A 14,577-nucleotide genomic window follows, 5' to 3' on the forward strand; every position below is an offset into this window, starting at 1 on the left:
ACCTCAGACAAACATGCGCGATATCAGATAGAACAGGCAGCAATACAGCGCGGTATTGAACAATGCAGGGTGCCAGACGAAATCGTAGATCCCGGTAGGGACCAGCACCTTGCGCACCAGCCAGAAGATCGCCAGTGATAAAAGAAGCTCGAAAAATATCGGTGGGAACGACAGACCGAACACCACGATTACAGGAAACAGACTCATGTTGACCTTGATAAGAGAGAGTGCAGGCTTCAGATTTTTTTTAGCGCACGCCATCGCAGGAGAGCAAGAAACGCCGGGCGAGAATGGCGCAGCCGTTATGTAATTAATAATATATTAACGTAACTGTTATGCTGTTATCTATAATATGTGATCTAAATCACTTTTAAGCCAGAGTGAACAATGGAACGTTTAAAACGCATGTCCGTCTTCGCCAAAGTGGTGGAGCTCGGCTCATTTACCGCCGCTGCGCGTCAATTGCAGATGAGTGTCTCTTCCATCAGCCAGACGGTGTCAAAACTGGAAGATGAGCTGCAGGTGAAGCTGCTCAACCGCAGTACCCGCAGCATTGGCCTGACGGAAGCCGGTAAAATTTATTACCAGGGCTGCCGCCGAATGATGCACGAAGTGCAGGATGTGCACGAACAGCTCTACGCCTTCAATAACACCCCCATCGGCACGCTGCGCATTGGGTGTTCTTCAACTATGGCACAAAATGTTCTCGCTGCCATGACGGCGGAAATGCTGAAAGAGTATCCGGGTTTAACGGTGAATCTGGTGACGGGCATCCCTGCGCCGGACCTGATCGCCGACGGATTAGATGTGGTGATCCGCGTCGGGGCGTTACAAGATTCAAGCCTCTTTTCGCGTCGGCTGGGGAGCATGCCGATGGTGGTCTGCGCCTCAAAAAGCTATCTGGCGCAGTACGGCGTTCCGGAGAAGCCTGCCGATCTCAGCAACCACTCGTGGCTGGAATACAGCGTGCGCCCGGACAACGAATTCGAACTGATTGCCCCGGAGGGGATCTCCACCAAACTGCTGCCGGAAGGCCGCTTCGTCACCAACGATCCGATGACGATCTCCCGCTGGCTGGTCGCCGGGGCCGGGATCGCTTACGTGCCGCTGATGTGGGTGATCAATGAGATCAACAGCGGCGTACTGGAGATCCTCTTCCCGCGTTACCAGTCCGATCCACGTCCGGTCTACGCTCTGTATACCGAGAAGGACAAACTGCCTCTCAAAGTACAGGTGTGTATTAACTATCTGACCGAGTATTTTGTCGAAGTGGCGGAGCTGTTTCAGGGGATGCGCGGCAGAAGAAAGGAGTAATAAAGTAATCGCTATAATCATATCTGGCATGAATATTCCCCGGATGGTACTCACATTCATCCTGGAATATTTCCGCCCTCCTCTCAGGAATGGCTAATTGACACTCCCGCCACCCGCCATTTACCTTATAAGCAGTCTGAGCATCAGACTGTTATATATTTGTTACCAACATGAATAATAAAATGTATTTCGCAGGATGACGTTAAACAAGGAAAAGAAATGAATATATTCGAACAAACACCGCCTTCGCGCAGGCGCTATGGACTCGCCGCGTTCATTGGTTTGATTGCAGGGATTGTCTCCGCGTTTGTCAAATGGGGAGCCGAGGTGCCGCTTCCGCCACGCAGTCCGACAGATTTATTTACCGGCGCATGCGGGCCAGAGCAATTATTACGGGCAGCAAGTCAGATTGACTGTTCCCGCAATTTTTTAAACCCACCTTATGTTTTTTTGCGCGACTGGCTGGGCGTCGTCGATCCTAACGCGGCGGTTTATACATTTGCCGGACATATATTTAACTGGGTCGGCGTAACACATATTATTTTCTCAATCGTGTTCGCCGTAGGTTATTGCGTAGTTGCTGAAGTCTTCCCGAAAATTAAACTCTGGCAGGGTTTGCTGGCGGGTGCGTTAGCTCAGCTTTTTGTTCATATGATCTCCTTCCCGCTGATGGGGCTGACGCCACCGCTGTTTGAGCTGCCGTGGTATGAACACGTGTCAGAGATCGTGGGCCATCTGGTCTGGTTCTGGTCGATCGAAATCATTCGCCGTGATTTGCGTAATCGCATCACTCACGAGCCGGATCCGGAGATACCGCTGGGTAACTTACGTTAAAAAAAAGGCGCTACATCAGTAGCGCCTTTTTTTATGCATGGTCAGGTCAGGCTGTGCCGCCCACCGTCAGGTTGTCCACTTTCAGCGTTGGCTGGCCCACGCCAACCGGCAGGCTCTGGCCCTCTTTACCGCAGACGCCCACGCCGTTATCCAGCTTCAGATCGTTGCCGACCATGGAGATCTGCTGCATGGCTTCAATACCGGAGCCAATCAGCGTCGCGCCTTTCACCGCTTTGGTCACTTTGCCTTTCTCGATCAGATACGCTTCTGACGTGGAGAAAACAAACTTACCGGAGGTGATGTCCACCTGGCCGCCGCCAAAGTTTGGCGCGAAGATCCCGTAATCGACGGATTCGATAATCTCCTGCGGCGTGGACTGGCCCGGCAGCATATAGGTGTTGGTCATGCGCGGCATCGGCAGGTGCGCGTAGGATTCACGACGGCCGTTGCCCGTCGGCGCAACGCCCATCAGGCGCGCGTTGAGTTTGTCCTGCATGTAGCCTTTCAGCACACCGTTTTCAATCAGCACGTTGTACTGGCCTGGCGTACCTTCGTCGTCGATAGAAATCGAGCCGCGACGATCGAGCATGGTGCCATCATCCACGACGGTACACAGTTCAGAAGAGACGAGCTGCCCAATCTGACCGCTGAATACGGACGTTCCGCGACGATTAAAGTCGCCTTCCAGACCGTGGCCCACCGCCTCGTGCAACAGCACGCCCGGCCAGCCAGCGCCCAGAACAACCGGAAATGATCCTGCGGGAGCCGCGACAGCTGAGAGATTCACCATTGCCATACGCACGGCTTCTTTTGCCCACGCGTCAGCGCGTGCTTCACCGTCAACATCGCCAAGGAACCAGTCATAACCAAAACGACCGCCGCCACCGCTTGAGCCGCGCTCACGCTTGCCGTCGTCTTCGACCTGTACGCTAATGGAGAGACGCACCAGCGGACGCACATCAGCAGCCAGGGTTCCGTCAGTCGCTGCTACCAGAATAAGTTCATAGACGCCGCTCAGGCTGGCAGACACTTCTTGCACGCGTTTATCCGCAGCGCGCGCCACTTTGTCCACGCGACGCAGGATATCCAGCTTCTCTTCGCGGCTCATGCTCTGCAGCGGATCGATGCTGGTATACAGCGCAGCGTGCTGCACTTCGCCCAGGGTTTTCACGCGGCCATCACCCGTATCACGCACGATAGTACGCGCGGCCTGCGCGCTCTGCTCCAGGGCAGCCAGGCTAATCTGATCGGCATAGGCAAAACCGGTTTTTTCGCCGCTGACGGCACGCACGCCGACGCCCTGATCGATGTTATAAGAACCATCTTTAATGATGCTGTCTTCTAAAACCCAGGATTCGTGATAGCTCGACTGGAAATAGAGATCGCCGTAGTCGAGACGGCGTTCGGTCAGTTGACCAAGAATGGAGAACAGGTCCTGATGGCTCAGGCCGTTCGCTGCGAGCAAATGTTCACTTACCAGGTTCAGACTCATCGTATTGCTACTCGTTCGTTGCCGCCCGTGGCGGTAAAAAGATCGTATTTATTGAGAGTGAGGCAATTACCTGCCCACGTCAAATCATTGCTGTGCATCTTTGCGCGGCTGGCGCAGCACCTCGTTAATCTGCGGTTTATCGATCGGACCGGTGATGCGGTAGCGCAGAATCGAGACCTTGCTCCACAGTGGCCCCAGCACTTTACTGGCGGCAAACACCGCCGCACCGACAATCGGGTTCACCACAAAGGCCGCCGCAACGCCCACGCTTGCGGAAATTTCCGGCGCCACCACGGCTTCCATATCCAGCTCGCGACGCACGAGGTTAACCGAGCCTTTCATGGCGATATCCGCTTCCAGGCCATCGACCAGCGTGTCGTCAGTGTGCAGGACGCCGTCCTTGATCCACGCCGTACTGCGAATGGAGTCGTAGTAGAAACCTTCGCTGAAGGTGTCGCTAAAATCGAAGCGCAGCTTGCGCAGCAGGGCATCAAAACTCAGCAGGCGCAAGATCTGCCCGGCGCGCCCGGTACTCACATCGGCAATTTCACCCTTACCGAACTGGGTTTTCAGTATCCCGTTGAGCGAAGCCTCATCCGGCTTCCACGGCGCCGCGCGCCAGTGCAGATCGTAATTGACGTCAAATGACGAGCCGCGAAGCGGTGTGGTGATGCCAAAGAAGTTAGCCGCTGCGTCCAGCTTGTTGCCCTTGATGTCGCCTTTCAGCGAGGTGCGCTGCTCACCTGGGTTATTGACCCATTCGCCCGCCGCCGTCAGGCGGCCAAAGCCGGTATCGACCAGCCCACCGGTCAGGCTCAACGTATTGCCTTTGATGGCAACATCTCCGTCAATGCGTCCGTACTTTTGCCCCCACAGCCAGCATTCCGCGCAGCGTAGCTGCAGATCGGGCCAGCCGCTGAAATCAATGCGGGAAGCGTTACTGAACGGCGACGGGCCTTCGCCTTGGTCTTTACTGCTCGCGACTGTCGGGTTGTAGTAGAGGTAGCGGATCGCGGCCAGCCACGGCGCGTTATCGCGCATATTTAACGTGGCGTTAATTTCCCTGCCCTGAGCCTCAACCTTTGTCCCGTTGCTCGTCGGCTGAGAGACAATGCTCAGGTTGTTCCACCGCTGTCCGCCTAGCGTCAGCGCAGGCGTGCGAAGGGTCACGGTCTGCGGGAACTGAGCGGTCTCGTCTACGTTCTGCCCCACGCCTTTCTGGAAGAGCGCCAGCCATTCGGCACCATCCATCGCCGGAAGGTTAAGTTCAATGCCTGCCTGTTCAGGCAGCGGCGGCGTGGTGCGGCTGTCAGTCGTCCAGATGGCCCTGTCGAGCGTAAGCTTGCGGTTAAGCAGCCAGCGGCTGTTGAAGTGGTTTGTCTCGCCTGCGCTGCCGGTCAGCGCGAAGCTATTGAGGTTGCCATCAACGTTGAGCTTCACTGGCAGCGCCTGCCCGGCGTGTTTATCCAGCGGCGCGGGAAGCTGGCTGCTGATGTTTTTCAGGTCACCAGTGATATCGACCTTATAGCGGGCGCCGGCGTGATAAGGCAGATCGATAGCGACCTTACCGTTCCAGGAAACGGCGCCCTCCACCGATTGCGCGATTGGCTTCGGCAAAACATCCATTCTGGCAGGCTGCCAGTTAGCATCCAGATTAACCGCCACCTGATAGGCCTTTTCCCCTTCGGTGGTTGAGAAATCAATATTGACGGGCTGATTGAACCAGTTCGCTTTAAGTGGCTCACTCTTCAGGTTGCCGTTCACGAAGCTGAACTGCCCCGTGAGGTTTTTCAGCGTGCTGTCGAGCGGTTTGATGTACAGGCTATTGTTGTTCAGACGAACATCACCTTTCGCGGTGGTCATCTCACCGTCCAGCGGGATATCCAGATGTAAGCGAGCACTTACATCGCCATCCAACTGTAGCTCCTGAAGGGTGGCTCCCAGGGAATCATCCAACGGCGTATCCTCAAAATACGGCCCAACCGCCTTGCCCGGGCCATTGATATCCGCATCAATAAGCAGCTTCTCTTTGGAATAGTCCGGGATATTTGCCGTCAGATTGCTGGCCGTCACGCCACCCAACGCAACGCTGTCTGACTTCATCCACAATCCGTCATTGAGGAAGTTGAGTTCAATATCCAGATTTTTCAGCGCAGGCCAACCCGGCTGGAAGGCGAAAGTGGCGTTGTGCAACGGCACCAGCACCTGGAACTGGCCTTCATTATGCTTGTAAGGGAACAGATGCGGATTACCGCCATAGGCCAGCGTGGCGTTATCCGCCTGCCCGCCCTGGATCGCGCCGCTCAGGTAATCCACCAGCGCTTTGCCCATCAGGTTCTCCGGGAAGTAGCGCCAGGCCTGCGAGCCGTCGCTAGTGCTGATCCCTGCAAGAATCCCCAGCCACGGCTCATCGCCTTCGGGCTTCAGATAGCGGAAATCCCCGCGTGCATGTACGGCTTTTGCTTTGACATCAATATCGCGGCCATCAAGCTGAAAACCTTTGTCATTTTTAAGCCAGCTCAGCGTAGCGTTGCCATGCTCGATTTCCAGCGGGGCGCGGAAGACGGTTTCATACGGCATTTTGGCGTCGTGCATATCGACCGTCAGCCTGCCGTTTTCCACGCTACCTTCCAGTTTGCCGCTGAAGTGTTCTGTGCCTGGCAGCAGTTTCCACTGCTTCCAGGCAAGGTCTTTCCATGTGGCCTGGAAGCGCGTTTTCTCCGTCGCCTGAAGCGGGATGTCCAGCCCCAGGGCGTCGATCGTCCCGCTCGGCTGCGTGGCCAGCCAGATCTCACCAAGGTCAGGCGAGAGTTTTGCGGCCATCGAGCGCAGCCCTTCGATGGCGGTCAGATCCAGATTGCTGGCTCGAATACGTAGCTCGTCACTGCGTTTGCTGCTTGCTCCGCCGACATCCTGTTCCGGCATCCAGGCCAGCGTCAGCGCACCGCGTGGCCACGGCTTGTTGTCCATGGTGATGCGCGTATCGGGAATAGCAAACTGCCAGCCTTCTTTCTCCTGAGTCACGTGCGCAGTGAGATTATCCACGGAAAGCTGATGCTGCTGGTTCTCCGCTTTCCAGCTCGCGCCCCCCTGCTTCAGCCAGATGTCGCCGCTGGCGAATTCCCCGTTTGTCAGCGTCATCCAGCCTTCAAGGCTGAAACGCGCGGTTTCCAGCTGCATGTTTTGCTGCAGCCAGTCACCCAGCCAGGGTTTCACATCGACGTCATCGGCCTGCAGCCAAACCTTACCGTTGTTCAGTAACCCATTGTCGTCACGCAGATCCATACGCACCTGCATCACGCCATGCTGCCCATTCAGGCTGGAGAGATTCACCTGTCCCTCGGCAAGATGACGGTCTTTACCGTTCAGCCAGGTCAGCTGTGGGATCGCCAGCTCGGCACGCTGCCCCGAAAGGGTAATAAAGCTCACCTCGCTGTCGCGGAGATCAAAGTGATCGAACTGACGCAGGAAGAGATCGCTGATGCGGTTGGTTTCCAATCCCTGATCGCCATCACCACTGCGCAGCGGCGTATTGGTCAGAAACTGGAGTTGCCAGAAGGTGAGATCGCGAAACTGCCAGCGCAGATGCAGCAGGCTTTGCCAGACATCCAGCGCCAGCGTTACGCGTTTAATTTTCAGATGGCCGCCGTCTTTCAGGCTGGCATTGATATCCCGCGCATCGAGCGTTGGACCGAAGTTCTGCCAGCTCGCACTGATCTGGCTTACGTCCACCGGCACGCCGGTGGCGGATTCGATTTTCGCCAGCACCTGCGGGCGCCAGCTATCCAGATGCGGCAGAACGAGGCGTAGCCCGCTCACGAGCAACGCGACAATCACGACCAGCGTTGCCCCTGTAAGCAGTAAAATCCCCGGCAATCGCCTCACGCATCTCTCCTTGTCAGCTTTGGTCTCGCAGCGAACTGCGGTTTACATCATCACGACGTCAAACTGCTCCTGGTTATAGAGCGGTTCGATTTGTACTTTTACCTGCTTGCCGACAAAGATTTCCACTTCCGCCAGCGCGTGCGACTCTTCGCCTTTCAGGGCTTCCGCCACCGCAGGGGAAGCATAGACCAGAAAACGGTCTGAGTCGTAGGCATGATGGACGCGCACGATTTCTCGCATGATTTCATAACAGACGGTCTCAACCGTCTTTACCGTACCGCGTCCGTGGCAGGTTGGACACTCGTTACACAGCACATGTTCCACGCTTTCGCGGGTCCGTTTCCGGGTCATTTCCACCAGACCCAGCTGAGAGAAGCCGTTGATGCTGGTTTTCACGCGATCTTTACTCAGCGCCTGCTCAAGCGAGTGCAGCACGCGACGGCGATGGTCTTCATTACTCATATCGATAAAGTCGATGATGATAATGCCGCCCAGATTGCGCAGACGAAGCTGGCGAGCAATGGCCTGCGTGGCTTCGATATTTGTGTTGAAGATGGTGTCATCCAGATTGCGATGGCCGACAAACGCCCCGGTGTTGATATCCACGGTCGTCATCGCTTCGGTCTGATCGATGATCAGATAGCCACCGGATTTCAGCTCGACCTTACGCTCCAGCGCGCGCTGGATTTCGTTTTCGACATCATAGAGATCGAAAATCGGCTGGCGGCCAGAGTAATGCTCCAGCAGGCCCGGCATTTCCGGGATGTACTCGGCGGTAAATTCCAATAGCGCTTCATAGGTCAGGCGGGAATCCACGCGAATGCGGTCAAGCTGCGCGTCGGCGAAATCACGCAGTACACGCTGCGCGAGCGCCAGCTCACCGTACAGCTGATAGCGGGTCTGGTTGCGTTTTTTACGCTCCATCACTTTGGTCCAGACGCGCTTGAGGTAGGCCGCATCGGATGCCAGGTCTTCTTCGCTGATCCCTTCCGCGGCGGTACGGATGATAAACCCGCCCTGTTCGTCGCAGTAGGCGCTGACGACTTTTTTCAGACGTTCACGTTCGGTTTCGCTCTCAATACGTTGGGAAACCCCCACGTGCGAGGCACCCGGCATAAAGACCAGGTAACGGGAAGGTAACGTGATGTCGGTGGTCAGGCGGGCACCTTTAGTACCCAGCGGATCTTTCACCACCTGCACCATCAGATCCTGGCCTTGACGCACCAGCTCGGAGATGTCGCGGACGGCAAACTGTTTTTGCTCTTCACCTGCCACACACTCGGTGTGCGGCATGATATCGGAAGCATGAAGAAATGCCGCCTTATCGAGTCCAATATCTACAAAAGCCGCCTGCATACCCGGTAGTACACGACTGACACGACCTTTGTAGATATTGCCTACGATTCCGCGTCGCGCTTCACGCTCAATATGAATTTCCTGAAGAATGCCACCATCAATGTAGGCCACACGGGTTTCCGAGGGCGTTACGTTTACCAACAATTCAGCCGTCATAATTATCCCTTCCCTCACGCAGTGAGTTAAAATTGCTCAGCAACTCATACGTTTCCACCAGCGGTAAGCCGACTACGGCGTGATAGCTGCCATTAATCTTCCTGACAAAACAGCCACCCAACCCTTGAATACCGTATGCACCTGCTTTATCCATCGGTTCACCGCTGGCAATGTAAGCGGCGATCTCGTCGTCGGTAAGCACTCTGAACGTCACGTCCGTCACGACCAGGCAATCCAGCACGTTTTGACTGTCCGCCAGCGCAACGGCTGTCATCACCTGATGCGTTTGCCCGGACATTTTACGTAGCATTCGCGCTGCATGGTCAGCGTCATGCGGTTTCTCCAGCACTTCACCGTTAAGGATAACGATGGTATCCGCCCCCAAAACCGGAAGGTCACGCGGCGTTTGCACCACGCCAGCCTGCGCTTTTTCACGTGCCAGACGGGAAACATACTGCTGAGCACTTTCACCCTCAGCACGTTTCTCTTCAATACCCGTAACGATACGTTCAAAGGAGACGCCCAACTGAGTGAGCAACTCCTGGCGACGCGGAGAACCAGAGGCAAGATAGATAGACGTCATAGAAACCTTTTACTGCACGGCAAACTGCTGGCGAATTTTACGCATCAGCAGGAACAGCCATGGCCAGAGCACACCGTTTACTACACTACTCCAGAACACTTCCGGTCGGAAAGAGACGTTGATCACTAAAAACTCTGCCCAGAAAACAACGATATCCGCAGCAAGTGACAACAACATCACCACCAGCGCCTGTTGCCAGAGCGCGAGGTTACGAAAGAGCTGGAATTTGAGTGCGACGAGGTACGCAATTATGCTCATGGATAACGCGCGTACGCCAAGCGTAGAGCCGCTAATGAGATCCAGTATGGCACCCATCACAAAACCTGTGCCCACATTTACGCGGTGCGGCAGGGCGAGGATCCAGTAGAGCAAAATGAGCAATACCCAGTTTGGCCGGAAAACGAGGATGTCGTCCGGCCAGGGCATGATTTGCAGCAACAATGCGATAAGAAATGAGAGCCAGATAACCCAGCGTCCCTGGCTACGATAACTTGCCACTACTGCCCTCCACCCGACACTTGAGGTGGCGGTGGCGGCTGCGTTAATCCCGTAGCAGGAGCCGGTACAGGCGCAGGCGGCCCCATCGCGTCTGGCGCAGGGAGAACCTGAGGCATCATCTGCATCAGACGCTCATTTGCCACGCGATGCACATCTTCAGGCGTCATCGGATTGGCGCCGTTACGATCGGCCCCCCACAGCAGCAGGAGGTAGCGCAGACGCTGTAAACCGGCGGTCGGACGCGCCTGGATGACGGTATACGCACGTTGTGTATCCAGCTTCACGGAAGAGACAACCGCAACGGGATAGCCTTCAGGGAAACGTCCGCCCAGACCTGACGTCACCAGCACGTCACCCACACGGATGTCCGTGTTGGCAGGCAGGTGTTCGAGTTGCAGATCGTCCGTACAGCCGTTACCGGCCGCAATCACGCGAATGTCGTTACGCAGAACCTGAATCGGCAGCGCATGGGTGGCATCACAAATCAGCAGCACGCGGCTGGTCAGTTTGGCAACCGCCACGACCTGACCCACAACGCCTTTATCACTGATAACAGGCTGGCCTTCGTATACACCGTTGACGCTGCCTTTGTCGATCACCACCTGATCGCTGTACGGATCGTTGACGGTAGAGATCACCTGCGTGACCATTTTCTGCTCATCCTGACGCAGCGGCGAGCCAAGCAGCTCGCGCAGACGCGCGTTTTCCTGCTTGTACTGTCCCAGCATCAGCAGTTCGCTGTTTTTCAGCAGCAGTTCCTGACGTAATGCCCGGTTTTCGAGTTCGAGTTGGTCGCGTGAAGACAGCGTTTGAGAAACGGAGTCGAGCAGTTCACGGGGACCATTTGATACAAAGTAGAAAGGACTGACGGCGGTATCCATGTACGTTCTGATCTGGCTGAACGTACCGAGGCGGCTATCAGCAATAATGACCCCAAGCGCAACCAGAACCGCCAGGATAAGGCGAAACTGTAGCGATGGGCCACGGCTAAAAATTGGCTTCATAGGCTATGCGTATTCTCGCGTCAGAGAGAAAGGGTAGCAATGCGCTACCCTTTCACAATGACTACTCTTCGCTGAACAAGTCGCCGCCGTGCATGTCGATCATTTCCAGCGCCTTGCCACCACCACGGGCTACGCAAGTCAGTGGATCTTCTGCAACTACGACAGGAATTCCTGTCTCTTCCATTAACAGGCGGTCGAGGTTACGCAGCAGCGCACCACCACCGGTCAGAACCATACCGCGCTCGGAGATATCGGACGCCAGCTCTGGCGGGCACTGTTCCAGCGCAACCATTACCGCGCTCACAATACCGGTCAGCGGCTCTTGCAACGCTTCCAGGATTTCGTTGGAGTTAAGGGTAAAGCCGCGTGGAACGCCTTCAGCCAGGTTACGACCGCGAACTTCGATTTCGCGAACTTCATCGCCTGGGTAAGCAGAACCGATTTCGTGCTTAATACGCTCTGCGGTGGCTTCACCAATCAGAGAGCCGTAGTTACGGCGCACGTAATTAATGATGGCTTCGTCGAAACGGTCACCACCGATACGCACGGAAGAGGAGTACACCACGCCGTTCAGGGAGATAACGGCCACTTCAGTGGTACCACCACCGATATCCACCACCATAGAACCGGTCGCTTCGGAAACAGGCAGACCCGCACCGATTGCCGCAGCCATTGGTTCTTCAATCAGGAACACTTCACGTGCACCGGCACCCTGTGCGGATTCACGGATTGCGCGACGTTCAACCTGAGTCGCGCCAACGGGCACACACACCAGCACACGCGGGCTTGGGCGCATGAAGCTGTTGCTGTGAACCTGCTTAATGAAGTGCTGAAGCATTTTTTCAGTCACGAAGAAGTCAGCGATAACGCCGTCTTTCATTGGGCGGATTGCGGCAATGTTGCCAGGGGTACGACCCAGCATCTGCTTCGCGTCATGACCCACTGCGGCCACGCTTTTTGGCGAGCCAGCACGATCCTGACGAATGGCCACAACAGAAGGCTCATTCAATACGATGCCTTGTCCTTTTACATAAATAAGGGTATTCGCGGTACCCAGGTCAATGGACAGGTCATTGGAAAACATGCCACGAAATTTTTTCAACATACTAAGGGATAATCCTGAAAGCTGGGGCGGAAAACAAAATCCGCTTACTTTACCAACCACACGCAGCAGCGACAAGGCGCAAAAATCATCTGCAGCGGTGAAAATTTGTGCAGTACGTTTCCTTTGTTACAAATGCATCCCCGGATTCCCTCAGGGCTGAGTAAACAGCAGCGTCCCTCATGTTCATTTGTAACCCGTTAAAGGTCGTTCACTGGCGTTTTGCTCGTCATACTCAAAGCTACAGGCGCGATATTCTACGTGAAAACAAATTAAACGGCAGGTCAAACAGAGTATCTTTGCAAATATTTTTTCACATTGGTGTCAAGCGGCTGAGAGGCGGCAAAAAAATCCCCCTGACCTCCTGTTACACCGCGCTCTGTCAACATCTGCCATTCACTTCGCGAACGCACGCCTGCGGCAAATACTTGCGTTTGCGTTCCTTTGCATGCTTCCACCAGACTCTGTACCAGCAGCTGGTTTTCCGTGCGCTTTTCGATATTCCTTACCAGACCTGGATGTAACTTTAATAACTCAACATCCAGCTCCTTGATCCAACGGGTACTGACCAGCGTTAAACCGGCCTGCGTGACCGCTACTCGCGCACCCAACGCATTGATCAAACGCACCACCGGACGCAACCGGCTGATGTGTTGACCTACATCCGCCTCAGCAAGTTCAAAAATAATGCGTTTGCGTTGCGATTTTTCGCATTGCATTAAAGTATCGCGCAGCCAGCGTTGAAAACGCGGGCGTATTAACGACTCTACGGTAACCTGTAATGCCAGGTTTTCTTCCGGCCAAAACGATAAAAACGGAATCACCCGGGTTATCTGCTGGCGGTCATACTCTTCGGATAATCCAAATTGCAGCACCATCGGCAGGTATTCAGCAGAAATAACCTCTTCCGAGCCGTCAAAAATACGGCACATCAACTCGCGGTGGTGCACATTTCCATTTTTCAGGACCGCCGGTTTTTGATAGATCCGTGGCCCGCCACGACTGAGCATTTGCTCAATCAAAGTACGCCAGCGCACGTTTCCGCGTCCTTTTTCCGGCAGCGAATCGTCGTAAACCGCCCATCCGTTTGCGCCCTGCAATACGGCGTTGCGGGTAGCGGCTTCCGCATGCTCCATCACCTGCTCAGTCGATTGCCCACCGCGCCAGGCACAGATCCCCATATGAACCATATCGTCTCTGTCGAGCATTTTGCTTTGCGGCAGCGAATCGACGGCTTTCAGCAGCTGGCTGGCGATACTTTCCGCCTCTTTCAACGTGCGGTGCGGCAATAACACGGCAAAGTCGCTCCGGTGATAACGTGCCAGCAGCGCCCCGGGGTAGCGCATGATAAAAGTAGACAGGAGATTGATCAGCGTAAAGAGGTTCTCTTCCGCCACACGCTGTCCCCAGGTGTCGCGCAGCAGATCGAAATCAGGCAAGCGGACCATCATGACTACGCCGTGGGTACCCACCTTTTCGGAGTCATCCAACAACGTCGCCAGCTGATTATCAAAAAAGAGACGGTTATTCAGACCGGTTTTATTATCCTGTGCCGCGTAAGAGCGGATTAGCGTGTCCATGCGGCTACGCTGGTCGCTGGCGAACTGGATTTCTGAGAGCAACACATCCAGTGCGCTACTGGTGCGCGTCGGCCATTCATAGACCGAGCCCCGCACCTGCGGGCCACGCTCGCCGTTCAGGATCCTTACGGAGCGTGTTTCAAGCAATTCTTGTCCGGCAAGCTGACGGCGCAACCAACGAACCGCCAGAAAAATAAGCAGCACGATAAAAGCAACAGCAATGGTGAGAGGCGCGGTGGTCATCAACGAGTGAAAATAGTTGGCCATCGGATCTTGATAGACCATGCGAATGGTCATACCCGGATGTTTAAGCGAATCGACCGTGACGACCCGATAATGACTGACCGTACCGGCTGGACGGTAGCTCCCCCGCCGGGTGTGACTGAACACTGTCTGCTTTCCCTGGACGATATCGACCCGAACAATATCAACCGGCACCATCAGCTCATCCAGCTCTGGCGACAGTGCCGGGAATGAAGTTGTAATCAAACGCGTATCAATAACCGATGCAACCGACTCTACCCGATTAACCAGCTTGTCCTGGATGGCATTATAAAAACTTAAGGAGCAGCCAATCAGGGTGACAAAAATCGTTAACCCCGTTAGCAGGGTGATAAAAGCCGAGAACTTCGTCGTTAATCGCATCCTTGAGATTACTCCGTGGGTTGATGGGGTAGCGAGTAAGCGCTAACTTGCATTTGAGATGCGGCATACTACCAAATCGGGTGTATCTGGCAATTTATTGCGTTAAATCGGCATAGCGTTGCACTGAG

At 55.0% G+C, this 14,577-nt stretch carries 11 protein-coding genes; 2 read left to right on the top strand and 9 right to left on the bottom strand.

What is annotated here, in order from left to right; all coding sequences use genetic code 11:
• Positions 1-3: 3 nt before the first annotated feature.
• Positions 4-207, bottom strand: coding sequence for a p-hydroxybenzoic acid efflux pump operon protein AaeX (gene aaeX / locus AC2T6E_RS14600; RefSeq protein ID WP_003860416.1), 204 nt, complete (start codon positions 205-207; stop codon positions 4-6).
• Positions 208-387: 180 nt separating this feature from the next.
• On the opposite strand from aaeX, the gene aaeR reads away from it, so the two are divergent.
• Both aaeR and AC2T6E_RS14610 read left to right on the top strand, forming a co-directional pair.
• Positions 388-1,314 (top strand): HTH-type transcriptional activator AaeR, encoded by a 927-nt coding sequence (gene aaeR / locus AC2T6E_RS14605; RefSeq protein ID WP_042715199.1) that lies wholly within the window; start codon positions 388-390, stop codon positions 1,312-1,314.
• A gap of 219 nt (positions 1,315-1,533) precedes the next feature.
• The gene (locus AC2T6E_RS14610) at positions 1,534-2,148 is read left to right on the top strand and encodes a YagU family protein (protein ID WP_010436150.1); all 615 of its coding nucleotides are present in this window, start codon (positions 1,534-1,536) and stop codon (positions 2,146-2,148) included.
• A gap of 46 nt (positions 2,149-2,194) precedes the next feature.
• Here AC2T6E_RS14610 and tldD read toward each other — a convergent pair whose 3' ends face one another.
• From tldD to csrD, 8 genes are all read right to left on the bottom strand, one after another.
• Positions 2,195-3,640 (bottom strand): metalloprotease TldD, encoded by a 1,446-nt coding sequence (tldD, locus tag AC2T6E_RS14615; RefSeq protein ID WP_108416109.1) that lies wholly within the window; start codon positions 3,638-3,640, stop codon positions 2,195-2,197.
• A gap of 84 nt (positions 3,641-3,724) precedes the next feature.
• Complete coding sequence (gene yhdP, locus AC2T6E_RS14620) at positions 3,725-7,525, bottom strand: AsmA2 domain-containing protein YhdP (RefSeq protein ID WP_486692297.1); 3,801 nt, start codon at positions 7,523-7,525, stop codon at positions 3,725-3,727.
• Between the two features lie 42 nt (positions 7,526-7,567).
• Positions 7,568-9,037: a ribonuclease G gene (rng, locus tag AC2T6E_RS14625; RefSeq protein WP_010436156.1), complete on the bottom strand. Its 1,470-nt coding sequence runs from the start codon at positions 9,035-9,037 to the stop codon at positions 7,568-7,570.
• Positions 9,027-9,620 carry a Maf family protein gene (locus tag AC2T6E_RS14630; RefSeq protein ID WP_089598445.1) on the bottom strand — a complete coding sequence of 198 codons (594 nt, stop codon included), beginning with the start codon at positions 9,618-9,620 and terminating at the stop codon, positions 9,027-9,029. The genes rng and AC2T6E_RS14630 overlap by 11 nt, the downstream gene beginning before the upstream one ends.
• Before the next feature lie 9 nt (positions 9,621-9,629).
• The gene (mreD, locus tag AC2T6E_RS14635; RefSeq protein WP_010436160.1) at positions 9,630-10,118 is read right to left on the bottom strand and encodes a rod shape-determining protein MreD; all 489 of its coding nucleotides are present in this window, start codon (positions 10,116-10,118) and stop codon (positions 9,630-9,632) included.
• Positions 10,118-11,122, bottom strand: a complete 1,005-nt coding sequence (gene mreC, locus AC2T6E_RS14640; RefSeq protein ID WP_010436162.1) for a rod shape-determining protein MreC — start codon at positions 11,120-11,122, stop codon at positions 10,118-10,120. Before mreC ends, mreD begins: the two co-directional genes overlap by 1 nt.
• 61 nt (positions 11,123-11,183) lie before the next feature.
• A complete protein-coding gene (gene mreB, locus AC2T6E_RS14645; RefSeq protein WP_000913396.1) occupies positions 11,184-12,227 on the bottom strand; it encodes a rod shape-determining protein MreB in 1,044 nt (347 codons plus the stop codon).
• 281 nt (positions 12,228-12,508) lie between these two features.
• Positions 12,509-14,449, bottom strand: coding sequence for an RNase E specificity factor CsrD (gene csrD / locus AC2T6E_RS14650; RefSeq protein WP_486692301.1), 1,941 nt, complete (start codon positions 14,447-14,449; stop codon positions 12,509-12,511).
• Between the last annotated feature and the right edge of the window lie 128 nt (positions 14,450-14,577).

This window comes from Enterobacter sp. B79-1 (assembly GCF_057444735.1).

Excerpts from the sequence above, each read along its gene's own strand:
- aaeX (WP_003860416.1), bottom strand. The coding sequence starts at position 207 with ATGAGTCTGTTTCCTGTAATCGTGGTGTTCGGTCTGTCGTTCCCACCG.
- aaeR (WP_042715199.1), top strand. The coding sequence starts at position 388 with ATGGAACGTTTAAAACGCATGTCCGTCTTCGCCAAAGTGGTGGAGCTC.
- AC2T6E_RS14610 (WP_010436150.1), top strand. The coding sequence starts at position 1,534 with ATGAATATATTCGAACAAACACCGCCTTCGCGCAGGCGCTATGGACTC.
- tldD (WP_108416109.1), bottom strand. The coding sequence starts at position 3,640 with ATGAGTCTGAACCTGGTAAGTGAACATTTGCTCGCAGCGAACGGCCTG.
- rng (WP_010436156.1), bottom strand. The coding sequence starts at position 9,037 with ATGACGGCTGAATTGTTGGTAAACGTAACGCCCTCGGAAACCCGTGTG.
- AC2T6E_RS14630 (WP_089598445.1), bottom strand. The coding sequence starts at position 9,620 with ATGACGTCTATCTATCTTGCCTCTGGTTCTCCGCGTCGCCAGGAGTTG.
- mreC (WP_010436162.1), bottom strand. The coding sequence starts at position 11,122 with ATGAAGCCAATTTTTAGCCGTGGCCCATCGCTACAGTTTCGCCTTATC.
- mreB (WP_000913396.1), bottom strand. The coding sequence starts at position 12,227 with ATGTTGAAAAAATTTCGTGGCATGTTTTCCAATGACCTGTCCATTGAC.
- csrD (WP_486692301.1), bottom strand. The coding sequence starts at position 14,449 with ATGCGATTAACGACGAAGTTCTCGGCTTTTATCACCCTGCTAACGGGG.